General features: G+C 74.1%; 26 protein-coding genes. 19 read left to right on the forward strand and 7 right to left on the reverse strand.

All coding sequences use genetic code 11. The annotated features are described in order from the left end of the window. The first annotated feature begins 62 nt into the window (after positions 1 to 62). The 10 genes from ACF1BN_RS32955 (at position 63) to ACF1BN_RS33000 (ending at position 8,925) form a co-directional block, all read left to right on the forward strand. The gene (locus ACF1BN_RS32955; protein ID WP_226651714.1) at positions 63 to 1,106 is read left to right on the forward strand and encodes a ParA family protein; all 1,044 of its coding nucleotides are present in this window, start codon (positions 63 to 65) and stop codon (positions 1,104 to 1,106) included. After that, complete coding sequence (locus ACF1BN_RS32960) at positions 1,103 to 1,606, forward strand: hypothetical protein (RefSeq protein WP_392335329.1); 504 nt, start codon at positions 1,103 to 1,105, stop codon at positions 1,604 to 1,606. Before ACF1BN_RS32955 ends, ACF1BN_RS32960 begins: the two co-directional genes overlap by 4 nt. Before the next feature lie 48 nt (positions 1,607 to 1,654). Continuing rightward, positions 1,655 to 2,803: a segregation and condensation protein A gene (locus ACF1BN_RS32965; RefSeq protein ID WP_392335255.1), complete on the forward strand. Its 1,149-nt coding sequence runs from the start codon at positions 1,655 to 1,657 to the stop codon at positions 2,801 to 2,803. Continuing rightward, entirely contained in the window at positions 2,800 to 3,402 is a 603-nt protein-coding gene (gene scpB / locus ACF1BN_RS32970; RefSeq protein ID WP_392335256.1) for an SMC-Scp complex subunit ScpB, read from the forward strand. Before ACF1BN_RS32965 ends, scpB begins: the two co-directional genes overlap by 4 nt. Further along, complete coding sequence (locus ACF1BN_RS32975; RefSeq protein ID WP_392335257.1) at positions 3,402 to 4,532, forward strand: pseudouridine synthase; 1,131 nt, start codon at positions 3,402 to 3,404, stop codon at positions 4,530 to 4,532. The genes scpB and ACF1BN_RS32975 overlap by 1 nt, the downstream gene beginning before the upstream one ends. 123 nt (positions 4,533 to 4,655) lie before the next feature. Then, the gene (gene pnuC, locus ACF1BN_RS32980; RefSeq protein ID WP_392335258.1) at positions 4,656 to 5,309 is read left to right on the forward strand and encodes a nicotinamide riboside transporter PnuC; all 654 of its coding nucleotides are present in this window, start codon (positions 4,656 to 4,658) and stop codon (positions 5,307 to 5,309) included. Further along, complete coding sequence (locus tag ACF1BN_RS32985) at positions 5,306 to 6,388, forward strand: AAA family ATPase (protein ID WP_392335259.1); 1,083 nt, start codon at positions 5,306 to 5,308, stop codon at positions 6,386 to 6,388. Before pnuC ends, ACF1BN_RS32985 begins: the two co-directional genes overlap by 4 nt. Beyond that, entirely contained in the window at positions 6,385 to 7,113 is a 729-nt protein-coding gene (locus tag ACF1BN_RS32990; protein WP_392335260.1) for an NUDIX domain-containing protein, read from the forward strand. Before ACF1BN_RS32985 ends, ACF1BN_RS32990 begins: the two co-directional genes overlap by 4 nt. Beyond that, entirely contained in the window at positions 7,110 to 8,135 is a 1,026-nt protein-coding gene (locus ACF1BN_RS32995; protein ID WP_392335261.1) for an ADP-ribosylglycohydrolase family protein, read from the forward strand. The genes ACF1BN_RS32990 and ACF1BN_RS32995 overlap by 4 nt, the downstream gene beginning before the upstream one ends. A 25-nt stretch (positions 8,136 to 8,160) precedes the next feature. Then, positions 8,161 to 8,925, forward strand: a complete 765-nt coding sequence (locus ACF1BN_RS33000; RefSeq protein ID WP_392335262.1) for a DNA polymerase beta superfamily protein — start codon at positions 8,161 to 8,163, stop codon at positions 8,923 to 8,925. Here the strand turns inward: ACF1BN_RS33000 and ACF1BN_RS33005 are convergent. From ACF1BN_RS33005 to ACF1BN_RS33015, 3 genes are read right to left on the reverse strand one after another with little or no spacing between them, the layout of a single operon-like run. After that, a complete protein-coding gene (locus ACF1BN_RS33005; RefSeq protein ID WP_392335330.1) occupies positions 8,922 to 9,611 on the reverse strand; it encodes a DNA polymerase beta superfamily protein in 690 nt (229 codons plus the stop codon). The two genes, ACF1BN_RS33000 and ACF1BN_RS33005, sit on opposite strands and share 4 nt — an antisense overlap. Before the next feature lie 16 nt (positions 9,612 to 9,627). Next, complete coding sequence (locus tag ACF1BN_RS33010; RefSeq protein WP_392335263.1) at positions 9,628 to 10,092, reverse strand: Rieske (2Fe-2S) protein; 465 nt, start codon at positions 10,090 to 10,092, stop codon at positions 9,628 to 9,630. A 55-nt stretch (positions 10,093 to 10,147) separates the two neighbouring features. Beyond that, a complete protein-coding gene (locus tag ACF1BN_RS33015) occupies positions 10,148 to 10,492 on the reverse strand; it encodes a DUF952 domain-containing protein (RefSeq protein WP_392335264.1) in 345 nt (114 codons plus the stop codon). Between the two features lie 117 nt (positions 10,493 to 10,609). On the opposite strand from ACF1BN_RS33015, the gene ACF1BN_RS33020 reads away from it, so the two are divergent. The 5 genes from ACF1BN_RS33020 (at position 10,610) to der (ending at position 15,403) form a co-directional block, all read left to right on the forward strand. Beyond that, entirely contained in the window at positions 10,610 to 11,053 is a 444-nt protein-coding gene (locus ACF1BN_RS33020) for a YidB family protein (protein ID WP_392335265.1), read from the forward strand. Positions 11,054 to 11,345: 292 nt separating this feature from the next. Then, on the forward strand, positions 11,346 to 12,434 hold the full coding sequence (locus tag ACF1BN_RS33025) for a prephenate dehydrogenase (protein WP_392335266.1): 1,089 nt from the start codon (positions 11,346 to 11,348) through the stop codon (positions 12,432 to 12,434). A 128-nt stretch (positions 12,435 to 12,562) separates the two neighbouring features. Next, complete coding sequence (gene cmk / locus ACF1BN_RS33030; RefSeq protein WP_376604880.1) at positions 12,563 to 13,237, forward strand: (d)CMP kinase; 675 nt, start codon at positions 12,563 to 12,565, stop codon at positions 13,235 to 13,237. Positions 13,238 to 13,290: 53 nt separating this feature from the next. Continuing rightward, positions 13,291 to 13,878: a lysophospholipid acyltransferase family protein gene (locus ACF1BN_RS33035; RefSeq protein WP_392335331.1), complete on the forward strand. Its 588-nt coding sequence runs from the start codon at positions 13,291 to 13,293 to the stop codon at positions 13,876 to 13,878. 76 nt (positions 13,879 to 13,954) lie between these two features. Then, complete coding sequence (gene der / locus ACF1BN_RS33040; RefSeq protein ID WP_392335267.1) at positions 13,955 to 15,403, forward strand: ribosome biogenesis GTPase Der; 1,449 nt, start codon at positions 13,955 to 13,957, stop codon at positions 15,401 to 15,403. Between the two features lie 83 nt (positions 15,404 to 15,486). On the opposite strand, the gene ACF1BN_RS33045 is transcribed toward der, so the two are convergent. Beyond that, positions 15,487 to 15,774, reverse strand: a complete 288-nt coding sequence (locus ACF1BN_RS33045) for a hypothetical protein (protein ID WP_392335268.1) — start codon at positions 15,772 to 15,774, stop codon at positions 15,487 to 15,489. Positions 15,775 to 15,953: 179 nt separating this feature from the next. After that, a complete protein-coding gene (locus tag ACF1BN_RS33050; protein WP_392335269.1) occupies positions 15,954 to 16,736 on the reverse strand; it encodes a hypothetical protein in 783 nt (260 codons plus the stop codon). A gap of 234 nt (positions 16,737 to 16,970) precedes the next feature. Between ACF1BN_RS33050 and ACF1BN_RS33055 the strand changes: the two genes are divergently transcribed. The 3 genes from ACF1BN_RS33055 to ACF1BN_RS33065 all read left to right on the forward strand — a co-directional run bounded on the left by ACF1BN_RS33055 (position 16,971) and on the right by ACF1BN_RS33065 (position 20,029). Continuing rightward, a complete protein-coding gene (locus tag ACF1BN_RS33055; RefSeq protein ID WP_392335270.1) occupies positions 16,971 to 17,699 on the forward strand; it encodes a transglycosylase family protein in 729 nt (242 codons plus the stop codon). 302 nt (positions 17,700 to 18,001) lie between these two features. Further along, positions 18,002 to 19,285: a glycosyltransferase gene (locus ACF1BN_RS33060; protein ID WP_392335271.1), complete on the forward strand. Its 1,284-nt coding sequence runs from the start codon at positions 18,002 to 18,004 to the stop codon at positions 19,283 to 19,285. 528 nt (positions 19,286 to 19,813) lie between these two features. Next, a complete protein-coding gene (locus ACF1BN_RS33065; RefSeq protein WP_392335272.1) occupies positions 19,814 to 20,029 on the forward strand; it encodes an I78 family peptidase inhibitor in 216 nt (71 codons plus the stop codon). A gap of 82 nt (positions 20,030 to 20,111) precedes the next feature. On the opposite strand, the gene ACF1BN_RS33070 is transcribed toward ACF1BN_RS33065, so the two are convergent. Beyond that, positions 20,112 to 20,945, reverse strand: coding sequence for a phosphatase PAP2 family protein (locus ACF1BN_RS33070; RefSeq protein ID WP_392335273.1), 834 nt, complete (start codon positions 20,943 to 20,945; stop codon positions 20,112 to 20,114). A 475-nt stretch (positions 20,946 to 21,420) separates the two neighbouring features. Between ACF1BN_RS33070 and ACF1BN_RS33075 the strand changes: the two genes are divergently transcribed. Further along, entirely contained in the window at positions 21,421 to 23,289 is a 1,869-nt protein-coding gene (locus ACF1BN_RS33075; protein ID WP_392335274.1) for an MFS transporter, read from the forward strand. Between the two features lie 166 nt (positions 23,290 to 23,455). Here ACF1BN_RS33075 and ACF1BN_RS33080 read toward each other — a convergent pair whose 3' ends face one another. Then, positions 23,456 to 23,890 carry a cell division protein SepF gene (locus ACF1BN_RS33080; protein WP_392335275.1) on the reverse strand — a complete coding sequence of 145 codons (435 nt, stop codon included), beginning with the start codon at positions 23,888 to 23,890 and terminating at the stop codon, positions 23,456 to 23,458. Positions 23,891 to 23,949 lie beyond the last annotated feature (59 nt).

Raw genomic sequence — 23,949 nt, forward strand, 5'->3', positions numbered from 1 at the left:
GCGGTGCGCCAGGTGCCCCGGTCGGCTCCGTCGCGGTGCGGACCTTCGCGACGCACCAGCCCATGACGACAACCCACACGCTGAAGACGATGGACGGCCTACACGTGAACGCCACGGCCGGCAACGAGATGGGCCGAGAGTCCACCCACTTCGCCGCCTACGACGAGCTGCCCGAGGGGCACTTCTACGACCCCGACGCCGAGTACGAGCCCGACCCGGAGTACGCGGCCACCCTCGCGCCCGACGCTGCCCGCCAGCGCCGCGAGCGGATCGGCCCGACCGGACGGCCGCTGCCGTACTTCCCGATCCCGGGCCCGCTGACCGACCACGGCCCCGCCAAGATCATCGCGATGTGCAACCAGAAGGGCGGCGTCGGCAAGACCACGTCGACCATCAACCTGGGCGCCGCGCTGGCCGAGTACGGACGGCGGGTGCTGCTCGTCGACTTCGACCCGCAGGGCGCCCTGTCGGTCGGCCTCGGCGTGAACCCGATGGAGCTCGACCTCACCGTCTACAACCTGCTCATGGAGCGGGGCATGTCGGCGGACGAGGTGCTGCTCAAGACGGCGGTCCCCAACATGGACCTGCTGCCGAGCAACATCGACCTCTCCGCCGCAGAGGTGCAGCTGGTCTCCGAGGTCGCGCGCGAGTCCACGCTCCAGCGCGCCCTCAAGCCGCTGATGAACGACTACGACTACATCGTGATCGACTGTCAGCCCTCGCTCGGCCTGCTGACCGTGAACGCCCTGACGGCGGCCCACAAGGTCATCGTCCCGCTGGAGTGCGAGTTCTTCGCGCTGCGCGGTGTCGCCCTGCTGACCGAGACCATCGAGAAGGTGCAGGAGCGGCTCAACCCCGAGCTGGAGCTCGACGGCATCCTCGCCACCATGTACGACTCCCGGACCGTGCACTCCCGCGAGGTGCTCGCGCGGGTCGTCGAGGCCTTCGACGACCACGTGTACCACACGGTGATCGGCCGGACGGTGCGCTTCCCGGAGACCACGGTCGCCGGCGAGCCCATCACCACGTACGCCTCCAACTCCGTGGGCGCCGCCGCCTACCGCCAGCTCGCCAGGGAGGTGCTCGCCCGGTGTCACGCCGAGTGAGTCTGCCCGGAGCCGACGAACTCTTCCGTACGACCGGGGGGATGGCGCTGCAGTCGTCCTCGCCCCGCCGAACCGTTCCCGCTCCGGCGGGCGAGAGCGACACGGCGGCCGGCGCGGACGGCGGTGCCGCCGGCTCCGCCGAGCACGCCGCGGCCGAGTCGGAGGCGGACGGGCCGCGCGCCCGGGAGGCCGAGTCGGTCCCCGCCCAGCAGCCCGCCCCCGCCAAGCAGCCCGCCCAGGCGGCGGCGCCCGCACGGCGCCGGGGCCGCGCCACCAACCGGCGCCCCAGCGGGCGGGAGCGCCACGACGAGAAGATCACGGTCTACGTCTCCGCCGAGGAGCTGATGGACCTGGAGCACGCGCGCCTCGTGCTGCGCGGCGAGCACGGTCTCGCCGTCGACCGCGGGCGGATCGTCCGCGAGGCGGTCGCCGTGGTCCTGGCGGACCTGGAGTCCCGCGGCGACGCGAGCATCCTCGTCCGCCGTCTGCGCGGCCGCTGAGGGTAGCCTGCGGGCGGCACCGCCCCCGTACCCCTGGAACCGCCCCCGATGCGTCCGCCCGCCGACGAAACGTCCCGCCCACCGCGCCGCCGCGCGCTGGGACGGGGCGGCGGCCTGCCCGGAGCCGTACCGGCGGAGGTGCCGGAGGCCGGACCGGCCGGAATGCCGGAGGCCGATCGGGCCGAGGCGCCGGAGGCCGGGCCGGTGGCCGGCGCCGCGCCTCGGACCGCCACGGAGCCGGTCACGGACCCCGCCACGGAGCCGGTCGCGGACCCCGCTCCGGAAGCAGCCGCGGACCCCGCTCAGGAAACAGCCCCGGAGCCCGCTCCGGAACCAGCCGCGGAGCCCACCGCAGACCCCGCCGCCGAGTCCGCGGGCGGAGTCGCGCCCGGGAGCGGCGAGGCCGGGGACGGGCGGTTCACGGTGCGCCTCGCGAACTTCGAGGGGCCGTTCGACCTGCTGCTCCAGCTGATCACCAAGCACAAGCTGGACGTCACCGAGGTCGCCCTCTCCCAGGTCACCGACGAGTTCATGGCCCACCTCCGGAACCTGGGGCCGGACGGGGACCTCGACCAGACCACCGAGTTCCTGGTCGTCGCCGCCACCCTGCTCGACCTCAAGGCCGCCCGGCTGCTGCCCGCCGCCGAGGTGGAGGACGAGGCCGACCTCGCCCTCCTGGAGGCCCGCGACCTGCTCTTCGCCCGGCTCCTCCAGTACCGCGCGTACAAGCGCATCGCCGAGCTCCTCGCCGAGCGCTGGGAGACGGAGGGCCGCCGTCACCCCAGGACCGTCGGCCTGGAGCCGCACCACGCCGAGCTGCTGCCCGAGGTCGTCCTCTCGATCGGCGCCGAGGGCTTCGCGAAGCTCGCCGTGAAGGCCATGCAGCCCAAGGCCGCGCCGCAGGTCTACGTGGACCACATCCACGCCCCGCTGGTCAGCGTCCAGGAGCAGGCCGGGATCGTCGCCGCCCTGCTGCGCGAGCGGGGCACCGCCTCCTTCCGGGAGCTGGTCGAGGACGCCGAGGACACCCTCACCGTCGTCGCCCGCTTCCTCGCCCTCCTGGAGCTCTACCGGGAGAAGGCCGTCGCCCTCGACCAGGAGGACCCGCTCGGCGCGCTCACGGTCTCCTGGACCGGCGGTGACGGTGAGACCCGCGTCACGGCCGAGTTCGACCAGGAAGCACCGGAGCCCTCATGAGCGACCTCAAGCCCGCCCTCGAAGCCGTCCTCATGGTCGTCGACGAGCCCGCCGGCGAGGCCCACCTCGCCCAGGTCCTCGACCGCACCCCGCGCGAGGTCGCCGACGCCCTCCACGAGCTGGCCGACGAGTACACCGCCGACGGGCGCGGCTTCGAGCTGCGCCGGGTCGCCGGCGGGTGGCGCTACTACACCCGCCCCGCCCACGCCGCCGCCGTCGAGGCCTTCGTCCTGGACGGCCGGCAGGCCCGGCTGACCCAGGCCGCCCTGGAGACCCTGGCGGTGGTCGCGTACCGCCAGCCGGTCAGCCGCTCCCGGGTCTCCGCCGTCCGCGGGGTCAACTGCGACGGCGTGCTGCGGACCCTCCTCCAGCGCGGTCTGGTGGAGGAGGCGGGCGCGGAACCCGAAACAGGTGCGATCCTGTACAGGACGACGAACTACTTCCTGGAGCGGATGGGCCTGCGCGGCCTGGACGAGCTCCCGGAGCTCGCGCCCTTCCTCCCGGAGGTGGACGCGGTCGAGCCGGACTCCCTGGAAGGCGTTCCGTCGTTCGATCCCGACAGGGACGAAACAGCGGACGAAGAGACGACGGAAGCGTGATGCGAAGCAGCAGCGGCAGGAACAGCGGAAGCAACGGCGGGAGCCGTGGTGCCAAGAGCGGCGGCCGCGGCAACAACTACCGGGGCGCGGGCAACGGCCGCGACGAGCGCGGCCAGAGCGCCGGCCGCCCCCGCAAGGCCCGCCCCGAGGAGCGCAGCTACGACGTGAGCATGCCCTCGGACGGCGCCAAGGGCGGCTCGGCCCCCCGCAAGGGGCGCGGCGACGCCGCCCGCGGCGGTGCCAAGGGTGGTCCCCGGCAGTCCCCGAAGCAGCAGCCGCAGCGGGGCGGCGGCCGCACGGCCCCGGCGCGCTCGCGCGAGTACGAGGCCAGGACCGAGGAGCGCAACCGCGAGCGGTACGCGAACAAGCCCGAGGTCAAGACCCCGAAGACCTTCCCGGGCGCCGAGCAGGAGGGCGAGCGGCTGCAGAAGGTGCTGGCCCGCGCCGGCTACGGCTCGCGCCGCGCCTGCGAGGAGCTGGTCGAGCAGGCCCGCGTGGAGGTCAACGGCGAGATCGTCCTGGAGCAGGGCCTCCGGGTGAACCCGGAGAAGGACGAGATCCGTGTCGACGGCCTGACCGTCGCCACCCAGTCGTACCAGTTCTTCGCGCTGAACAAGCCGGCCGGCGTCGTCTCCACCATGGAGGACCCGGACGGCCGCCAGTGCCTGGGCGACTACGTCACCAACCGCGAGACCCGGCTCTTCCACGTCGGCCGGCTCGACACGGAGACCGAGGGCATCATCCTGCTCACCAACCACGGCGAGCTGGCCCACCGCCTCACCCACCCCAAGTACGGCGTGAAGAAGACGTACCTGGCCGCCATCACCGGCCCGCTGCCCCGCGAGGTCGGCAAGCGGCTCAAGGACGGCATCGAGCTGGAGGACGGCTACGCCCGCGCCGACCACTTCCGGGTGGTCGAGCAGACCGGCAAGAACTACCTGGTCGAGGTCGTGCTCCACGAGGGCCGCAAGCACATCGTCCGCCGGATGCTCGCCGAGGCGGGCTTCCCGGTCGAGAAGCTGGTCCGCACCGCCTTCGGCCCGATCGGCCTGGGCGACCAGAAGTCGGGCTGGCTGCGCCGCCTGTCCAACACCGAGGTCGGCATGCTGATGAAGGAAGTCGGTCTGTAGGACCCGCCTCCTGACCGGAAGGGCCCCGTCTCCGCGCCGCGGAGACGGGGCCCTTCGCGTTCTCCTTCTTGTGCGCGGCCCTCGCCGTCTTTTATAGTCAAGGTGACTCTTAAGGAGGCGGGCGTGAGCCTCGCGGACGTACTCGAACCCCTCCAGCGGCCGCTCTTCACGCTGCTGGACACCCCGGTCTCCTGGACCGAGCTCCTCGGCTTCGGCAGCGGCGCCCTGTGCGTCTGGCTCGTCGCCCGGCAGCACCTCGCCAACTGGCCGGTCGGCATCGCCAACAACCTCTTCTTCGTGCTGCTCTTCACCCAGGCCGGCCTCTACGCCGACGCCGGCCTCCAGATCGTCTTCATCGTCCTCGCCGCCTACGGCTGGTGGACCTGGACCCACGGGGGTGGACCAGGCTCCTCCGAGGCCCTGCCGGTGCGGCGCACGACCCGCACCGAGTGGGCCTGGCTGCTCGCGGCGGGGACGGTGGGGACCCTCGCCCTCACCCTCCTGCTCGACCGGGCCACCGACTCCACCGTCCCCTTCTGGGACGCCCTCACCACCGGCCTCTCCCTCATGGCCACCTACGGCCAGTGCCGCAAGCGCCTGGAGTCCTGGTGGCTGTGGATCGCCGCCGACGTGGTCTACATCCCCCTGTACGCCCACAAGGGCCTCTACCTGACCTCGCTGCTGTACGTCGGCTTCCTGGCCCTCTGCGTGGCCGGGCTGCGCGGCTGGAGCCGCGGCCTCGCCGCCGGACGGCGCCCGCTGGAGGCGACCGCGTGAGCACCCGCCACGGCCACGGCCTCGTCCTCGGCAAGTTCTACCCGCCGCACGCGGGACACCACCATCTCGTCCGCCGCGCCCTCGCGGACTGCGCGCGCGTCACCGTCCTCGTCTGCGCCTCCTCCGCCGAGTCCGTGCCGCTGGAGGAGCGGGTCGCCTGGATGCGGGAGGTCCACCCCGGCGCCCTCGTCGTCGGCACCGTCGACGACATCCCCGTCGACCTCACCGACCCCGCCGTCTGGGACGCCCACATGGCCGTCTTCCGGGCCGCCGTCCCCGAGGCCGTCGACGCCGTCTTCACCTCGGAGCCGTACGGCGAGGAGCTCGCCCGCCGCTTCGGCGCCGTGTCCGTCCTCGTCGACCCCGACCGGGCCGCCTTCCCCGTCTCCGGCACCGCCGTCCGCGCCGACCTCGCGGGCTGCTGGGACTTCCTCGCCGCGCCCGTCCGGGCCGCGCTCACCCGTCGCGTCGTCGTCCTCGGCGCCGAGTCCACCGGCACCACCACCATGGCGCTCGCCCTCGCCGACCACTACCGGCGGCGCGGCGGGGTCTGGGCACGCACCCGGTACGTCCCGGAGTACGGCCGCGAGTACAGCGAACTCAAGCTCGCCGAACTGCGGGCGACGCGCCCCGGCGCCGACTGGTCCGAGGTCGCCTTCCACACCTCCGACTTCCCCGTCATCGCCCAGCGCCAGGCCGAGCTGGAGGAGGAGGCCGCCCGCGACGGCTCGCCCGTCCTCCTCTGCGACACCGACGCCTTCGCCACCACCATCTGGCACGAGCGCTACCTGGGTACCACCAGCGCCGCCACCGGCGAGATCGCCGCCCGGGGCCGGCAGCACCTGTGGCTGCTCACCGACCACCGGGGCGTCGACTTCGAGGACGACGGGCTCCGCGACGGCGAACACCTCCGGCCCTGGATGACCGCCCGCTTCCTCACCCAGCTCACCCACAGCGGCCGCCGCACCGTCGTCCTCACCGGACCCCACGAGGAGCGCCTCGCCACCGCGGTCGCCGCCGTCGACGCGCTGCTCGCCGAGGGCCGGCACTTCACCGACCCCCTCCCGGAGCGCCGATGAACCTCCCCGAGGGGTACGACCCCCGGGCCTTCGAGCCCTTCGCCGTCACCGTCGACCTGGCCGTCCTCACCGTCCGCGCCGGCCGGCTCCACGTCCTCCTCGTCCAGCGCGGCCAGGAGCCCTACGCGGGCGCCTGGGCGCTCCCCGGCGGCTTCGTGCTGCCCCGCGAGTCCGCCGGGACCGCCGCCCGCCGCGAACTCGCCGAGGAGACCGGACTGTCCGGCGCCACCGTCGCCGGGCTCCACCTCGAACAGCTCCGCACCTACACCGAACCCGACCGCGACCCCAGGATGCGGGTCGTCTCGGTCGCGTACACGGCGCTCGTCCCCGACCTGCCCGAGCCGCGCGGCGGCGGCGACGCCGCCGAGGCCCGCTGGCTTCCCTACGACGAGGTCCCGGCGCTCGCCTTCGACCACGACCGCATCCTCGCCGACGCCCGCACGCGCGTCGGCGCCAAGCTGGAGTACACCTGCCTCGCCACCGCCTTCTGCCCGCCCGAGTTCACCCTCGGCGAGCTCCGGCAGGTGTACGAGACGGTCTGGGGCGTCCCGCTGGACCGCCCCAACTTCCGGCGCAAGGTCCTCACCACGCCCGGCTTCGTCGAGGCCGTGGAGGGACCGCCGCGCCGCACCGGCGGACGGGGGAAACCGGCCGCGCTCTACCGGGCGGGAGAGGCCACGGCCCTCCACCCGCCACTGCTCCGACCGGAAGGACGATCCGCATGACCATCCGCACGACCGCTCGCACGACCAAGCAGGCCGCCACCGGGACGCTGATGGGGCTGGCGCTGGGGGACGCGCTGGGCCGCCGCACGGAGTTCTCCGAGGTACCGATGATCATCAGCCTGTACGGGCCCTGGCGCGAGCTGGCACTCCCCGAGGACGGCAGGATCACCGACGACACCCAGATGACCCTCGCCGTCGCCCGCGCCCTCCGCGAGGTCCAGGATCGGGGGGTGGCGGGCCCCGAACGGTTCGCCGACACGCTCCGCCGCGAGTTCGTCGCCTGGTACCACTCGCCCGACAACAACCGCGCCCCCGGCAACACCTGCCTGCGCGCCTGCGGCCTGCTCGACGGGGACCGCCGCTGGCAGGACGCCAGCCAGATCCACTCCAAGGGCTGCGGGGCCAACATGCGGGTCGCGCCGCTCGGGCTGCTGGGCGAGTACGGCGAGGCCGCCGCCGGCGCCGCCCAGCTCCAGGCCGCGCTGACCCACGGGCACCCCACCGGGCTCGCCGCCTCCGACCTCACCGCGCGGGCCGTGTGGCTGCTCGCCCGGGGCGCGGACCCGACCGGGCTCGTCGGGCAGCTGCGCTCGTACGCCTACGAGAACCGCGACCGGTACCACGAGCGGTGGCTCGGCGACCTGTGGACCCGCTCCCAGGACCCCGACGCCGCGCACTTCGTCCGGCGCGGCTGGGACGAGTGCCTGGCCGTGCTCGAACGCCTCGACGCCGTGCAGCGCACCGCCGACCCGGAGCTCGACCCCTGTACGTACACGGGCGACGGCTGGATCGCGGAGGAGGCGCTGGCCACCGGGCTGCTCTGCTTCCTGCTCTTCCCCGACGAGCCGCTGACCGCCCTGCGCCGGGCCGCCTGCACCCGCGGCGACTCCGACTCGATCGCCGCCCTCGCCGGCGCGTTCGCCGGGGCCCACCTCGGCGCCGCCGCCTGGCCCGAGGCGTGGACCGCGCGGATCGAGCACCGGGACGAGCTGCTGGCCCTCGGGGCCCTCTGGGACGCGTGAGCGGATTCTGGGAGGCTGTGGGCCCATGACGCTCACCCTCGCGGCCCACAAGGCCGACCTGACCTCCGTGGTGGCCGGGGAACCGGACCCCCTCCTCTTCGCCACGGTCTCCGGGGCCCACCTGTACGGGTTCCCCTCCCGCGACTCCGACGTGGACCTGCGCGGCGTCCACCTGCTCCCCGCGGAGGCGCTGGTCGGGCTCCGCGAGCCCGAGGAGACCCGGGACCGGATGTGGGACCGGGACGGCGTCGAGATGGACCTCGTCACGCACGACCTGCGCAAGTTCGCCCGGCTGATGCTGCGCCGCAACGGCTACGTCCTGGAGCAGCTCACCTCCCCGCTGGTCGTGCACACCACCCCGGTCCACGCCGAGCTGACCGCCCTCGTGCCCGGCGTGCTCACCAGCCACCACGCCCACCACTACCGGGGCTTCGCCGCCACCCAGTGGCGGCTCTTCGAGAAGAGCGGCGAGCTGAAGCCGCTGCTCTACACCTACCGGGCGCTGCTCACCGGCATCCACCTGATGCGCTCCGGCGAGATCCAGGCCCATCTGCCGACCCTCGTCGGGGAGGTGCCGGAGGCCCCGGCGCGGATCCCCGGCCTGGTCACCGCGAAGACCGCGGCCGAGCACGGCGCCGCCGACGTGCCGTCGGAGGAGGTACGGGCAGAGGTGGAGGCCCTGCACGGCGTCCTCGACGCCGCCCGGGCCGCCTCGGGGCTGCCGGACGCGGTCCGGGCCTCCGACGCCCTGCACGACCTCGTCGTCCGGGCCCGGCTGGACGCGCTCTAGAGCTCCAGGAGGGCCGAGGAGCGGCGGGCGCGGACCAGGAAGTCCTGCACGCGCGCGTGGTCGGGGGCGGACGGGAGCGGGGAGGCGGCGAGCGAGCCGTCGGCCTCGTCCTGGAGGCGGTTCATCCAGGACTCGACCTCCGGCCACGTGTGTTCGCCGCGCTTGACCGCGAGCAGCCGCTCCCGGTCCTCGCCCACGTCGATCCGCAGCTCGCCGGTACGCAGCAGGTCGCGGCAGCTGGTCAGCAGCCGCAGCAGGTGCATGGCGTGCTTCCAGCGAGGGTGCCCGTACTGGCGGACGTCCGCCTCCAGCTTGCGCCGCTGGCCCCCGGCGTACCGGACGAAGGTGCCGTGGGACTGCCGGGAGAGGAAGGCGCCGCGCAGGGCGAGGAGTTCGTCGCCCCACGCGGTGGTGCGGGTGACGAGCGGGGAGTGGAGGCACTCCAGGACGTTGGGGTTGTTGCGGAGGGCCAGTTCGCAGAAGCGTTCCAGCTCCCAGCTGAACTGCTCCGGCTCGGGGCCCTCCACATGCGCGGGGGGCTTGTCGAACCGCCAGAAGAGCGGGGTCGGGGCGAGGTAGACGCCCCGCGCGTCGGTGTCGCTCTCCTCGGTCGCCAGACCGAAGGCGCGCGAGCCCATCACACAGGCGTAGACGGTGTGCTCGCGCACCAGCGCCTCGGGGGACATGTCCATGGCGGCCAGGCTACGCGAGGCTGATCGTCTCCCCGGAGACGGTGATCTCCTCGGCGGGCAGCGGACGCGGTGCGGGACCGGCCTCGACCGCCCCGTCGGTGATGGCGAACCTCGAACCGTGGCAGGGGCAGTCGATCGTGCCGTTCGCCACCTTGTTCACCAGGCAGTTCTGGTGGGTGCAGACCGCCGAGAAGGCCTTGAACTCGCCCTCCACCGGCTGGGTCACCACCACCTTGCGGTCCTTGAAGACCGTGCCGCCGCCCACCGGGATCTCCGAGGTGCTCGCCAGCGGGGTGCCGGCCGGACCGGAGGTCGCGCCGCCCGTGGGCTCCCCGGTGGCGGGGGCGCCCGACTCCGTGCCGCCGTCACCCCCGTCGCCGCCGGAGCCGCAGCCGGTGGTCGTCGCCGCGGTCGCCGTCGTGAGCGCCGCCGCGGCCAGCAGGACCGTCCGGCGGGGTGTCGTCCGTGAAGTCATACGGCCCAGCTTCACCCCGTACGCCGCGCCGCCCCCGCAACACGCCGGACCCGCCCTACGTCCAGGGCGCCAACTCCCTCGCACGGCCGTCCGCGTCCCGCAGCACCTCCAGGACGGCGGTCACCGCGGACCGCTCGACCGGCCCGTACACGTGGGGGAAGAGCCGGTCCTCCGACCCCTCCCAGCGGACCTCCCCGGACAGCAGGGTCTCGTCGACCACCAGCACCAGGAGCGGGCCCGGCACGTCCCGGTAGCGGGCGTCCGCGATCTCCAGCGCCGCCCGCTCGTCCGGCGAGCAGTGCACGAAGCCCTCCGCGGCGAGCGACGGCGGGGCGTAGGGGAGACCGGGGTGCGCGGACCACTCGGCCCACGCGCCGAAGGGAATGACATGGAGCAGCATCCGCCCTTTCTACCGCCCGGCTGCGCCCGCCCGGTGCCCCGCGCCTCCCCCGGGTGGCGGAATGCCCCGGTCTGGGTGAGATTGAGGCTGTTCCTCAACCGGACGAAAGGCAGAACCATGGCGGGCAACGATCTCGGCAGTCTCCTCGGCTCCCTGCTCGGCGGGGGCGACGGCCAGGGCGGCGGCGCCGGCGGCATCCTGGGCTCCCTCCTCGGCGCCCTCGCGGGAGGCCAGGGCGGCGGGGCGGGGGGCGCCGGAGCGGCCGGCGGACAGAACCCGCTCGGCGGGCTCCTCGACATGCTCACCAGATCCGGCCTCGCCGACCAGGCCCAGTCCTGGATCGGCACCGGCGAGAACAAGCCCGTCGACGGCGCCCAGATCGCCCAGGCGCTGCCCGACGAGACCCTCCAGAAGGTCGCCCAGGACGCCGGGGTCACCCCGCAGCAGGCCGCCGACGAGATCGCGCAGTCGCTGCCGCAGGCCGTCGACAAGCTGACGCCGGGCGGATCGCTCCCGCAGGGCGGCTCGCTGGAGGACATCATCCGCTCGCAGAAGCTCTGAGGCGCGGCCGCTCCGGAGCCCCGCGCCCCGCACGCGCATGCGCCCGGATGTCGCCCCGCGCGCGTGTGCGCCCGGATGTCCCCGGGGGACCCCACCCCGAAGCCGGCCCCCGAACCACGCACGCGCGTGCGCCCGGTCCCAATCCGTCGCGGACGGTGGTGCGGACCGCCCCCGAGCCACCACGCACGCGCGTGCGCCCGTCCCGCGTCTCGCAGGACGGGCGCACGCGCGCGTGCCCGCGGCGGCTGACTAGGCTGGGTCCTTACCGCCCCGCGCCCCAAGGACATCCCCCGTGAGAACAGCGCTCGTCATCGGAACCGGACTGATCGGCACCTCCGCCGCACTCGCCCTCGCCGGCCGGGGCGTCACGGTCCACCTGCGCGACCACGACCCGGCGAGCGCCCGGACCGCGGCCTCGCTCGGCGCGGGCACCGACACCGAGCCCGAGGGCCGGGTGGACCTCGCGATCGTCGCCGTACCGCCGGCGCACGTCGCCGCCACCCTCGCCGAGGCCATGCGCGCCGGGGCCGCCCGCGGCTACCTCGACGTGGCCAGCGTCAAGGGCGGACCGCAGCGGGAGCTGGAGGAGCTGGGCCTCGACCTCACCCCGTACATCGGCAGCCACCCGATGTCGGGCAAGGAGCGCTCCGGCCCGCTCGCCGCGACCGCCGACCTCTTCGAGGGCCGGCCCTGGGTGCTCACCCCCACCCGCTCCACCGACACCGAGGTCCTCAACCTCGCGCTGGAGCTCGTCGCGCTCTGCCGGGCCGTGCCCGTCGTGATGGACGCCGACGCCCACGACCGCGCGGTCGCGCTCGTCTCCCACACCCCCCAGCTGGTCTCCTCGATGGTCGCGGCGCGTCTGGAGGAGGCCGAGGAGTCGGCCGTACGGCTCTGCGGACAGGGCATCCGGGACGTGACGCGGATCGCCGCGTCCGATCCGCGCATGTGGATCGACATCCTCTCCGCCAACCCCGGGCCGGTCGCCGACGTCCTCTCCGGTGTCGCCGCCGACCTGGACGAGACCGTCCGCGCGCTGCGGTCGCTCCAGTCCGCCGACGAGGCGAAGCGGCGGGACGGCGCCTCCGGGGTCGAGGACGTGCTGCGGCGCGGCAACGCGGGCCGGGCGCGGGTGCCGGGCAAGCACGGCGCCGCCCCCACCGCGTACGAGACCGTCGCCGTCCTCATCAGCGACCGGCCCGGCGAGCTGGCCCGCATCTTCGCGGACGCGGGCCGCGCGGGGGTCAACATCGAGGACGTCCGCATCGAGCACGCGACCGGGCAGCAGGCGGGCCTCGTCCAGCTGATGGTCGACCCCAAGGCGGCCCCCGCCCTCTCCCAGGCCCTCCAGTCCCAGGGCTGGTCCCTCCGCACCCCCTGACCCCCGGGTACGCGGGGCCGGCGAGGGCCGGAAGGCGTTGGGCCGGATGGGGGTGGGGGACTCGGTAACCTTGTAGGGGTCCCGGACTGCCGCCGGGGCCGCCGCCCACCCAGGAAGGTCCCCCCACCGTGGAATCCGTGATCGTCGCCATCGACGGCCCCTCCGGCACGGGCAAGTCGAGCACCTCGAAGGCGGTCGCCGCCAAGCTGGGGCTGAGCTACCTGGACACCGGCGCCCAGTACCGGGCCATCACCTGGTGGATGATCTCCAACGGCGTCGACGTCCACGACGCCGACGCCGTGGCCGCCGCCGCGGGGAAGCCCTCCCTCGTCTCCGGCACCGACCCGTCCCGTCCGACCATCACGGTCGACGGCGCCGACGCCGCCGGCCCGATCCGGACCGAGGAGGTCACCTCCAAGGTCAGCGCGGTCAGCGCCGTCCCGGAGGTCCGCGCGCTCATCACCGAGCTCCAGCGGACGATCGCCCGCGAGGCCGAGTACGGCATCGTCGTCGAGGGCCGGGACATCGGCACCACCGTCCTGCCCGACGCCGACCTCAAGATCTTTCTCACCGCCTCGCCGGAGGCCCGCGCCGCCCGCCGCTCCGGCGAGCTGAAGGGCGCCGACGTGCGGGCCACCCAGGAGGCCCTGGTCAAGCGGGACGCGGCGGACTCCAGCCGCAAGACCTCCCCGCTCGCCAAGGCCGGCGACGCCGTCGAGGTGGACACCACCGAGCTCACCCTCGACCAGGTCATCGAGTGCGTCGTCACCCTGGTGGAGGAGAAGAGGGCGGGCGCCAAGTGACCCAGCCCTCCGCGAAGGGGGCCGCCGTCGGCCGTCGGATCGGCATCGGGCTGATGTACGGCTTCTGGAAGCCGCGCGTGCTCGGCGCCTGGCGGGTCCCGGCCTCCGGGCCGGCGATCCTCGCCGTGAACCACGCGCACAACATCGACGGCCCCATGCTCATGGGCACCGCCCCGCGCCCCGTGCACTTCCTGATCAAGAAGGAAGCGTTCGTCGGGCCGCTGGGCGGCTTCCTGGAGGGCATCGGGCAGCTCAAGGTCGACCGCGACTCCACCGACCGCACGGCGATCGGGAACGCGCTCGGTGTCCTGGAGCAGGGCGGGCTCCTCGGGATCTTCCCGGAGGGGACCCGCGGCGAGGGCGACTTCGCCTCGCTCCGCGCCGGTCTCGCCTACTTCGCCGTCCGCAGCGGCGCCCCGATCGTGCCGGTCGCGGTGCTGGGCAGCACCGACCGCCCCGGACGCCTCGTGAAGGGGCTGCCGGCCCTCCGCAGCCGGGTGGACGTCGTCTTCGGGGACGCCTTCGAGGCCGGTGACGGCAGCGGACGGCGGACCCGCAAGGCGCTGGACGAGGCCACGCTCCGGATCCAGGAGCACCTCACCGACCACCTGAAAAACGCCAGGCGCCTCACCGGGCGCTGAGCGACACTCTCAGTAGTGGGCCCTCGGCTCCGGCCGGCCGGGACCACCGACCACGAATGATCAAGGAACGGACTTCATGAACGACCAGCACGACCACGGGGCACTTGGCGACGCCGAGTACGCGGAGTTCATGGAGCTCGCCGCGGAAGAGGGCTTCGACATCGAGGCCGTCGGGGAGGCGATCGAGGAGGCCGGGCACGGCCCGCTCCCCGTCCTCGCCGTCGTCGGCCGTCCGAACGTCGGCAAGTCGACCCTGGTGAACCGCATCATCGGGCGCCGCGAGGCGGTCGTCGAGGACAAGCCGGGCGTCACCCGCGACCGCGTCACCTACGAGGCCGAATGGGCCGGCCGCCGCTTCAAGGTCGTCGACACCGGCGGATGGGAGCAGGACGTCCTCGGCATCGACGCCTCCGTCGCCACCCAGGCCGAGTACGCCATCGAGGCCGCCGACGCCTGCCTCTTCGTCGTGGACGCCACCGTCGGCGCCACCGACACCGACGAGGCCGTCGTCAAGCTGCTCCGCCGCGCCGGCAAGCCGGTCGTCCTCGCCGCCAACAAGGTGGACGGCCAGTCCGGCGAGGCCGACGCGGCCACGCTCTGGTCGCTGGGCCTCGGCGAGCCGTTCCCCGTCTCCTCGCTGCACGGCCGCGGCACCGGCGACCTCCTCGACGAGGTCCTGCGGAAGCTGCCCGAGGCCCCCGAGCAGACCTTCGGCAAGGCCGTCGGCGGCCCCCGCCGCATCGCCCTCATCGGCCGCCCCAACGTCGGCAAGTCCTCCCTGCTCAACAAGGTCGCCAACGAGGACCGCGTGGTCGTCAACGAGCTGGCCGGCACCACCCGCGACCCGGTCGACGAGCTGATCGAGCTCGGCGGCGTGACCTGGAAGTTCGTCGACACGGCGGGCATCCGCAAGAAGGTCCACCTCCAGGCCGGCGCCGACTACTACGCCTCCCTCCGCACGGCCGCCGCCGTCGAGAAGGCCGAGGTCGCCGTCATCCTCATCGACACCACCGACAACATCTCGGTCCAGGACCAGCGGATCATCACGATGGCCGTCGAGTCCGGCCGCGCCATCGTCATCGCCTACAACAAGTGGGACGAGCTCGACGAGGAGCGCCGCTACTACCTCGAGCGCGAGATCGAGACCGAGATGCAGCAGGTCGCCTGGGCGCCCCGGGTCAACGTCTCCGCGAAGACCGGCCGCCACATGGAGAAGCTGGTCCCGGCGATCGAGACCGCCCTCGCCGGCTGGGAGACCCGCATCCCCACCGGCCGGCTCAACGCCTTCCTCGGCGAGCTGGTCGCCGCCCACCCGCACCCGATCCGCGGCGGCAAGCAGCCCCGCATCCTCTTCGGCACCCAGGCCGGCACCAAGCCCCCGCGCTTCGTGCTCTTCGCCTCGGGCTTCCTGGAGGCCGGCTACCGCCGCTTCATCGAGCGCCGGCTGCGCGAGGAGTTCGGCTTCGAGGGCACCCCGATCCACATCTCGGTCCGGGTCCGCGAGAAGCGCGGCAGGAAGAAGTAACCCGCTCCACGCGGACGGCCGGGGGCCGGAGTCGTACCGTACGACTCCGGCCCCCGGCCGTTCTCCGCCCTGCCCGGACGGGCTCAGACGCCTCTGCGCGGCCCCGGCGGCAGGGCCGCCTGCGGGGGATGGTGCTGCCCCGTCCAGACCGGCGGGTACGCCGCGTGCTGGTGGCCGCCCGGGAACCCCGAGAAGCCCGAGAGGCCCGAGAGGCCCGTGCTGAACGCCGTGCCGAAGGCCCGGAACGCCAGCTCCTCCTCGCCGCTGCGGTCACCGGGGAGCGTGCGGAACGACCGGCGGTACTCCGAGTACAGGGCATCGAAGATCGGCGTCGTCGAGTACCCGGCCGGAAGGTCCTGCGCCGGGCGCATGGCGGGGATCGGACTCGGATACGGCTGCGGGAAAGGGTCGTATGGGTGCACGTAGGTGCCAACGACCCCGCCGACCGTCGGATGCGGGCGGCTCTCCGAAAGAGGGGCCTGCCGGGGGCGCGGCACGGTCGGGACCCCCGGCCGGCGCACCGGCCCTATCCCCGGGCGCCCGTCGTCCATCAGGTACCGGCCAGCGGCATCGCGGCGGCGACCAGGCGCCCGTTCGCCGCGGCCTTCTCCAGTGCGTCGCGGAGCAGGTCCTCGCGCGGCTGCTGGCCGATGGAGCCGACCGGCGCCGCGAAGACCAGCACGGTGTGCGACTTGTTGGCCGCCGCACGCCAGCCCTCGGTGACCTGGAGCGGCTGGTGCGCCTGCCACCAGGCGGTCTGGCCCGCGCCGCCGAGGCCCGGCTGGAGCACCGAGTGCAGCTGGCCCATGGCGACCAGGACCGACCAGCCGGGCAGCGTGGCCGGCTTGGTGTCGAGGTCGGCGACCGGGTGGAAGCCCTGCTCGGCGAGGAGCGGCAGGAACTCGTCGGTGAGTCCGCCGGAACCGGGCCGGGCCACCGGAGCGGTCGGCTCCACGACCAGCGCCGGGTGCAGCTCGCCGTCGATCAGGACGAGACCGCTGGTGACGCCGAGCACCGCCTGCTCGGGGTGGGCGGCCGAGAGCGCGTCGGCGGCGTCGGCGGCCGTGATGGAGGCGACGGCGCCCTGGAGCTGGTCCTCGGCGACCCGGACCACCTGGGACGGGATGCAGCTGGCATGGGCGAACGCGAGGACCGCGGTCTCGTCGCCGACGAAGAGCACCGTGCTGGTGCGCTCCTGCTCGGAGTCGCCCGGCGTGCGGCAGGAGGTGCAGTCGTAGCTGCCCGGGGCGTTGTCGCCGATGAGCAGCCGGTCGGCTTCTTCGTCGCCGATCTCGGCGCGTACGTCCTCGCTGACGTCGAGCATGCGCGGCACGGAGGGCTCCCTGGATTCGGTACGGACGGACCCCGGGCCTTTCCCGGACGTCTCATGCCGAGTTCAACGGGTCAGGCGCGGGCGGGGTCACGCGCGGAAGGGGGGCAAGTTGCCTCTGGCGCGTGCGGAGGCGGGCCGGAAGGGGCGGAGCCGGTGACTCCGACCGGGTGGGAAGTGAACAGCGTTCCGCGCGGCACGGAGCCGGGCCGAGGGGAGCCGACCTAGCCTGCGGCGATGTCGATGATCCGATTTTGGACAGCCGGCTCGCTCGCGGCGGCCTCCGCGGCGGCCCTGCTCGCCCTCCATCAGGCGCCCGCCGCCTCCGCCGCGCCCGGCGACGACGGGCCCGGCACCGCCGGAGTGCCCGGAGCCCCGGGAGCCCCCGGCCTACCGGGGCCGCCGGACGTGGCCGGGACCGCCGCCGACGCGCTCGCCGCCGCCGCGGCGGCCGTGGAGGCGGCTCAGGGTGCCGCGCCCGGCGGCACGGGCGGGGCCGTCCCCCCGCCGCCGTCGCCGGGACCGGGGGGCGTGCCCGCCCACCCCTGCGCCGAGGACCAGTGGCCGTGGGGATGCGTCGCCGAGTGCGAGAGCAGCGGGCGCTGGGACGTCAACACCGGCAACGGCTACTACGGCGGGCTCCAGTTCTGGCAGCCGACCTGGATCGACTACGGCGGCCTGAAGTACGCCCGCCGCGCCGACCTGGCCACCCGGCAGCAGCAGATCACCGTCGCCGAGGACGTCCTGCGGGTGCAGGGCTGGGGCGCCTGGCCCGTCTGCTCCAAGCGGTACGGGCTGAGCGGACGCGTCCACACCGTGCAGGCCGGCGACACCCTCGGCTCCATCGCCCGCCGCTTCGCGGTCAAGGGCGGCTGGCAGCGCCTGTACGAGGCGAACAAGGCGGTCATCGGTCCGGACCCGAACCGGCTGTACGTCGGGACGATGCTGCGGATCGCGCCGCTCTGACCCGTCGGCCGCCCGCCGCTCGGCAGCCTCGCCGCCGAGCACGCGGGCGCCGGTGCCGGAGCCCGAACCCAGGGTGCCGGCGGCAGGCCGTCCGGCATCCGCCGCTCGGCCGGCACCCCCGCCGCGCCTTCCCGTACGGCGAGCGCGGGCGCCATGCCCGGCACCGGCTCGTCCACCAGCACCGGCCGGGGCGGGAACCGCGCGACCGCCCCCCGGCCCGGTCACCGGCCGTGAGGGCGGGCTCCGCCGGAGCAGTACAGTCGCCGGGACCGACCGACCGACCGATCGGGGGGAACCGGCAGATGCGCATCTCCTTCCTGCTCCACAACGGCTACCACTGGGGCGGAACGATCCGGACCACCTTCACCCTCGCCGCGCAGCTGGCGGAGCGTCACGAGGTCGAGATCGTCTCGGTCTTCCGCCACTGCGACCGTCCCCGCCTCGGCCTGCCCTCGGGAGTGACCCTCCGTCATCTCGTGGACCTGCGCGAGGACGGCCCGGAGTACGACGGCGACCACCCCGATTTCCACCGCCCCGCCCGGGTCTTCCCGCGGGGCGACGGACGCTGGAAGCAGTACAGCGCGCTGACCGACGCGCGGATCGGCGACCATCTGCGCGGGGTGGAGGCCGACGTCCTCGTCGGCACCCGGCCGGGGCTCAACGTGCACCTGGCCCGGCAGGCGGGACCGGGGCCCGTGCGCGTCGCCCAGGAGCACCTGATCCTCGACGGGCACAGCCGGCGGCTGCGCCGGGACATCGCCCACGAGTACGCGCTGCTCGACCTCGTCACCACCGTCACCGAGGCCGACGCCCGCGCCTACCGTCGGCTCCGCCTGCCGGCCGGGGTCCGCGTCGAGTCCGTCCCGAACAGCGTGCCGGCCGCCACCGTCCCGCCCGCCGACCCGTCCGCCAAGGTGGTCGTCGCGGCCGGCCGGCTCACCCGCGTCAAGCGGTTCGACGTCCTCGTCGACGCCTTCGCCGAGGTCGCCGCCGACCACCCGGACTGGAGCCTGCGGATCTACGGCAGCGGGGACGCCGTGCAGGACCTGAGGGGCTCGCTGGCCCGGCGGATCGAGGAGCGCGGACTCGGGGCGCGGGTGAGTCTGATGGGCCAGGTCCATCCCATGGAGCCGGAGTGGGCGAAGGGCTCCATCGCGGCGGTCACCTCCGAGCGGGAGGCCTTCGGCATGACGATCGTGGAGGCGATGCGGTGCGGCCTCCCGGTGGTCGCCACGGACTGTCCGCACGGGCCGCGCGAGATCGTCGAGGACGGGGTGGACGGGCGGCTCGTCCCCGTCGGCGACGCCGGGGCGCTCGCGCGGGCGCTGCGCGAGCTGATGGACGACGAGGAGCTGCGGGGCAAGGCCGGCCGGGCGGCGCTCGCGGCGGCGGAGCGCTTCGACCCGGCGGTCGTCGCCGCGCGCCACGAGGAGCTGTGGACCGGACTCCTCGACCGCCCCGCGAGCCGCCGCGCCCACTCCCCGGCCGCCGCCGCGTGGTACGCCTGGACGGGCCGGGGCGTCGACGCGCTCTACACGGCCAGGTCCGCCGGGGGCCGCACCCTGCGCCGCCTCGGGCTGCGCTGACGACAGGCCCTGGGGTCTGTCGTCACACTCCCGTAGTCGCCCGGAGGGCGGCCCCGCGGCGTCAGGTGCGTGTTCTCGGCGTGCCGGGCACGCACCCTCGTACCGGGCGTACTCGGGCTTGTGTCCGGTGCGGCGAGAGCGCGTGCACGGTGGTGGTCAGCCGCTCGATCAGGATCCGGCCATGTCTCTGCCGGGTGGATTCGGCCGTGCCGGCCGCCGTCTCGGTGATCATCCGTGCCTCCGCCCCGTGTTCCGGTTCTCCGGCATCCGGTCGGCGTAAGCATTGTGTAAGGGAACGGTGAGGGAGCCGCGCGCGGACCCGGGAACATTTCGCCGGCCGGCCCCTCCTGTCCGGAATTCGGGCCAGCCGTGAAAACATTCCGAACAGTTCGTGCGAACCTCCGTCCTTCTTTTCGAATTACAGGAGAAAAGGCCGGTGGCGGTCCTTCCGGTGTGCACTCCGTGACCGCGCCGGCCGTCGAGAAGTTGTGACGCAAGCGTGACCGCCGGGGTACTAACGTGAACCCCATGGCACCCGAACCGCGCATCCCCGAACCGCCCCGAGACGCGCCCGAGTCCTATCTGGGCCTCGCCGCGGACGGCGCCGCCCAGCTGGCCAGGACACGAGGCTGGCGCGTCGTCAGGACCCTCCCGCCCGGCGCGATCGTCACCATGGAGTACCTCGACGGACGCCTCAACCTCGAAGTCGAGGACGACACCGTCACCCGCTGCTGGATCGGCTGACGCCGGACGCGCGAAGGGCCCCGGCCGTGCGGCCGGGGCCCTTCGCGCGCGGAGCGCGCCGAGCGTACGGAGGGGGCGGGGGTCAGGCGGTGAGCCGGTCCGAGGACGGCCTGCTCCGGGCCGGCCGGGCGTGGCTCGCGGCCGCGCCCACGGCCTCCCGCGACGGCTCCTCCTGGCCGGTCGGGGCGGGGAAGAGACGCGGACCGCCGGACGCCACCGGCAGCGAGGGCACCAGGCGCCGCCGGGCCCGCAGCCGCTCCCTGACCCGGTCCCGCCGGTCCAGGATCCAGGCCTCCACCACGGCGATCACCGGCTCGCACCAGGGCAGCGCCAGCAGGATCAGCAGGCCGGCGGCCCAGCCGAGCAGCACGTCGCTCAGCCAGTGCGTCCCGAGGTAGACCGTCGTGAGCCCGACCCCGAGGGCGACCACGGCGGAGAGCGCCGACAGATAGCGCCGGGCCCGCGGGGTGGTGGCGAGGTAGGCCAGGATGCCCCAGGTCACGACCGCGTTCGCGGTGTGACCCGAGGGGAATATGTCGCCGCCCGCGAACAGCTCGGCCGAGCCGACCTGCGTCGCGTAGTGGGGGCCGAGCCGGCCGAGTCCGAGCTTCACCGAGCCGACCGTGACATTGAGGATCAGCAGTGCCGCGCCGAGCGAGAGCAGCGGCCGCAGGGTGTGCTGGCGCCAGGAGCGCCAGCCCAGCCAGGCCGCCACCATCACCGCCGTCGGGCCGCGCTGGCCGAGGACGACGTAGTAGTCGAGGAAGGCGTGCAGCTCCGGCCACTGCTGGTAGGGACGGAAGAGCATGATCTTCCAGTCGAGGGTCACCAGCCAGGTGGACAGCAGCACCGCCACCACGACGATGAGATAGAACGCCGACGTCCCGCCGAAGAGGGCGAGACGCGTGCGGGTCATCCGCGGGACCTCTATCTTCGGCGGGACCGGCTCCCGGTCCAGCCGGGCAAAGATGTCGGTACGCACCCAATCGACGTTACAGGGGGTGAGCAGACGACCCGCGCGATCCGCTCCCTTCGTGATGACGATGTGATGTGGAGTGGGTCTCAGTGGCCCTGTTATCGCGGACTCCCGTCGGAAAATCCGATGACCTTCAGCCCTATTGCCGCCGGGGGTGATTCCGGAAGCCTGTTTGTGTGGCACGGAATTACTTCAAACACCCGTCCGTGCGGAATTCCATGCGACGCGCGGGCCGTCCGGAGTGGCGTACGCCACACGGGGAGCCTCGTCGGGGTGAGAGGTGCGCCACCCTCCCGGGGCTCGTCCTCGCGTACGCTGACGGCTCACTCGCCCCTCATCGCCGCGCCGCCGCACGCACATCAGCCCTGGTCGGCGGCGCCTGCCGAGGGTGAGAGCGTCACTTGGAGGTACGTACATGTCGCGGACGACCACGGCCCGAGCCGGACGGCGTGCCGCCGGCGGCGACGCGAACCGCTGGGCCGTCCTCGTCGTGCTCTGCGTCAGCCTTCTGCTGGTCGCCCTCGACGCGACCATCCTTCATGTGGCCGTCCCCTCGCTGACCGAGAACCTGAACCCCGGCTCGACCGAACTGCTCTGGATCGTCGACGCCTACCCGCTGGTCTGCGCCTCACTCCTGATCCTCTTCGGCACGCTCGGTGACCGGATCGGCCGCCGCCGGGTGCTCCTCCTCGGCTACGGGATCTTCGGCCTCGCCTCGGCCGTCGCCGCCCTGGCCACCGAGCCCTGGGTCCTCATCGCCGCCCGAGCCCTGCTCGGCGTCGGCGGCGCCATGATCATGCCGGCGACCCTCTCCATCATCCGGACGGTCTTCCCCGACCGGCGCGAGCGCGCCACCGCGATCGGCATCTGGACGGCCGTGGCCGCGATCGGCGCCGCCGCGGGACCGGTGCTCGGCGGCTTCCTCGTCGAGCACTACTGGTGGGGCTCGGTCTTCCTCATCAACATCCCGCTGATGGTGCTGATCCTGCCGCTCGCCCGCCGGCTCCTGCCCGAGTCCCGAGGCGGCGGCGAAGGCCCCTGGGACGTCCTCGGCGCGCTGATGGCCGCCGCCGGCGTCCTCGGCTGCGTGCTCGGCGTGAAGCGCGCGGGCTCCGGCGAGCCGCTGCTCGCCCCGGCCACCGCCGCGCCGCTGATCGCCGGAGCGCTGCTGCTCGTCCTCTTCGTCCGGCGCCAGCGGCGCAGGCCGCACCCACTGATCGACACCCGGCTCTTCTCCCGGCCCGCCTTCACCACCTCCGTCGGCTGCATCGTCCTCGCCATGCTGGCCCTCGTCGGCCTGGAACTCATCGCCGTCCAGTACCTCCAGCTCGTCCTCGGACTGAGCCCCCTGGAGACCGGGCTGCGGCTCCTCCCGCTCACCTTCGCCGCCATGGCGGCCGGCGCCACCGGCTCCTACACCCTGCGCAGGATCGGACCCCGGCGGATGGTCGGCTGGGGCTTCCTGCTCACCGCGGGCGCGGTGCTGCTGCTCACGCTGATGGGCCAGAACGACCGCCCGCTGCTGCTCACCGCCGGCTTCGTGCTGCTCGGTTTCGGTCTCCAGACCACCCTCTTCTCGGCGTACGAGTCGATGCTCAGCGAAGCGCCGGCACGGAGCGCGGGCGGGGCGGCGGCGATCGGCGAGACCTCGTACCAGCTCGGCGCCGGCATGGGCATCGCGCTGCTCGGCAGCGTCATGAACGCGGCGTACGCCCCCGGCCTGGCGGGCGTCCCCGGTGTACCGGCGGCGGCGAGCGATGCCGCGGCCAACTCGCTCGGCGAGGCCTACCAGGTCGCCGACCGGCTCGGCGGCACGGCCGGCGAGGCCCTGCACACGGCCGCCCGTCACGCCTTCGTCGACGGACTGCACCTCACCCTCTTCACGAGCGCGGGCCTGCTGCTCGCCGGCGCGGCCATGGCCGTGCGGCTGCCCCGGGTGATGGAGTGCCCGGTGGACGTCGAGGCGGCGGTCGAGGAGGCGGCGGCGGAAGCGGCGGCCGAGGCCGAGGCGGCGAGGGCCGGTGCCGCGAAGGCGGCGGCCGGCGGGTCCGGTGAGGCCGGGCCCGAGGCGACGGAGAAGGCGCCCGGACGCGTGGCGGACGGTGCCGGGCGGACCGCGGGCGAACGGTCGGCGGGGGAGCGGACCGGCCTCGTCGGGCCGGGCATGGTGCCCGGCCAGCCGGCCGGGTCCCCAGGAGATGCGGGGGCCCCGTCCGTCCCCCGGCGGCGTCCGGACGCCGGCCAGGCGGGGACGATGAGCGGTGCGGTGACCCGGGGACGATGAGCGGCGCGGCCGCCGGGGGCGGGAGCGGTGCGGCGACCCGGGGCCGGTGGGAGCGGAGCGATGTGCCCTGACGCGGCCGGCCCGGATCCGCGGGGCGGGTCCGGGCCGGGGTGGCGTCGGTGTGGATCGGTTCGCGATCCGGGGGGCGCGGTACGGCGCCGGAGGGTCAGCTCTGGTTGAAGAAGCCGTCCTGCCGACGGCGGCCGGACTCGCCGCTGACGATCTCGGTGTCCGCGGGGGTGAGCAGGAAGACCCGGGTGGCGACGCGCTCGATCGAGCCGCGCAGGCCGAAGGCGAGACCGGCGGCGAAGTCGACGACCCGCTTGGCGTCGTTCGGCTCCATGGCGGTCAGGTTCACGATCACCGGCACGCCGTCCCGGAAGAGCTCGCCGATGGCCCGGGCGTCCCGGAAGCTGTCGGGCGAGACGGTCGCGATCCGGCGGCCCCGGTCCTCGGCGGTGTCCGTGGCGACCCGGACCCGGGGGTCCGTCACCCAGGCGTCGCCGCTCTCGGCACCGTCGGCGTACTCGTCGTCGTAGTAACGATCGTCGTTGTCCTCGACGAGTCCCAGCCAGGCGCTCGCCTTGCGCACCGATCCCATGGACGCCTCCTTTCACGCGGTCACTGCGGTCACTTGTGGTTCCGCATATCCCTATCGTC

Source organism: Streptomyces sp. NPDC014861, assembly GCF_043081625.1.
In the GTDB taxonomy this organism is placed as follows: domain Bacteria; phylum Actinomycetota; class Actinomycetes; order Streptomycetales; family Streptomycetaceae; genus Streptomyces.

Coding starts and splice junctions, on each gene's coding strand:
- ACF1BN_RS33065 (WP_392335272.1), top strand. CDS start 19,814: ATGGCACCCGAACCGCGCATCCCCGAACCGCCCCGAGACGCGCCCGAG.
- ACF1BN_RS32965 (WP_392335255.1), top strand. CDS start 1,655: ATGCGTCCGCCCGCCGACGAAACGTCCCGCCCACCGCGCCGCCGCGCG.
- ACF1BN_RS33080 (WP_392335275.1), bottom strand. CDS start 23,890: ATGGGATCGGTGCGCAAGGCGAGCGCCTGGCTGGGACTCGTCGAGGAC.
- ACF1BN_RS33070 (WP_392335273.1), bottom strand. CDS start 20,945: ATGACCCGCACGCGTCTCGCCCTCTTCGGCGGGACGTCGGCGTTCTAT.
- ACF1BN_RS33055 (WP_392335270.1), top strand. CDS start 16,971: ATGTCGATGATCCGATTTTGGACAGCCGGCTCGCTCGCGGCGGCCTCC.
- ACF1BN_RS32955 (WP_226651714.1), top strand. CDS start 63: ATGACGACAACCCACACGCTGAAGACGATGGACGGCCTACACGTGAAC.
- ACF1BN_RS32995 (WP_392335261.1), top strand. CDS start 7,110: ATGACCATCCGCACGACCGCTCGCACGACCAAGCAGGCCGCCACCGGG.
- ACF1BN_RS33010 (WP_392335263.1), bottom strand. CDS start 10,092: ATGACTTCACGGACGACACCCCGCCGGACGGTCCTGCTGGCCGCGGCG.
- ACF1BN_RS32975 (WP_392335257.1), top strand. CDS start 3,402: ATGCGAAGCAGCAGCGGCAGGAACAGCGGAAGCAACGGCGGGAGCCGT.
- ACF1BN_RS33075 (WP_392335274.1), top strand. CDS start 21,421: ATGTCGCGGACGACCACGGCCCGAGCCGGACGGCGTGCCGCCGGCGGC.
- ACF1BN_RS33015 (WP_392335264.1), bottom strand. CDS start 10,492: ATGCTGCTCCATGTCATTCCCTTCGGCGCGTGGGCCGAGTGGTCCGCG.
- ACF1BN_RS33000 (WP_392335262.1), top strand. CDS start 8,161: ATGACGCTCACCCTCGCGGCCCACAAGGCCGACCTGACCTCCGTGGTG.
- scpB (WP_392335256.1), top strand. CDS start 2,800: ATGAGCGACCTCAAGCCCGCCCTCGAAGCCGTCCTCATGGTCGTCGAC.
- ACF1BN_RS33020 (WP_392335265.1), top strand. CDS start 10,610: ATGGCGGGCAACGATCTCGGCAGTCTCCTCGGCTCCCTGCTCGGCGGG.
- ACF1BN_RS33060 (WP_392335271.1), top strand. CDS start 18,002: ATGCGCATCTCCTTCCTGCTCCACAACGGCTACCACTGGGGCGGAACG.
- ACF1BN_RS33035 (WP_392335331.1), top strand. CDS start 13,291: ATGTACGGCTTCTGGAAGCCGCGCGTGCTCGGCGCCTGGCGGGTCCCG.
- der (WP_392335267.1), top strand. CDS start 13,955: ATGAACGACCAGCACGACCACGGGGCACTTGGCGACGCCGAGTACGCG.
- ACF1BN_RS33005 (WP_392335330.1), bottom strand. CDS start 9,611: ATGTCCCCCGAGGCGCTGGTGCGCGAGCACACCGTCTACGCCTGTGTG.
- ACF1BN_RS32990 (WP_392335260.1), top strand. CDS start 6,385: ATGAACCTCCCCGAGGGGTACGACCCCCGGGCCTTCGAGCCCTTCGCC.
- ACF1BN_RS33045 (WP_392335268.1), bottom strand. CDS start 15,774: ATGCGCCCGGCGCAGGACCTTCCGGCCGGGTACTCGACGACGCCGATC.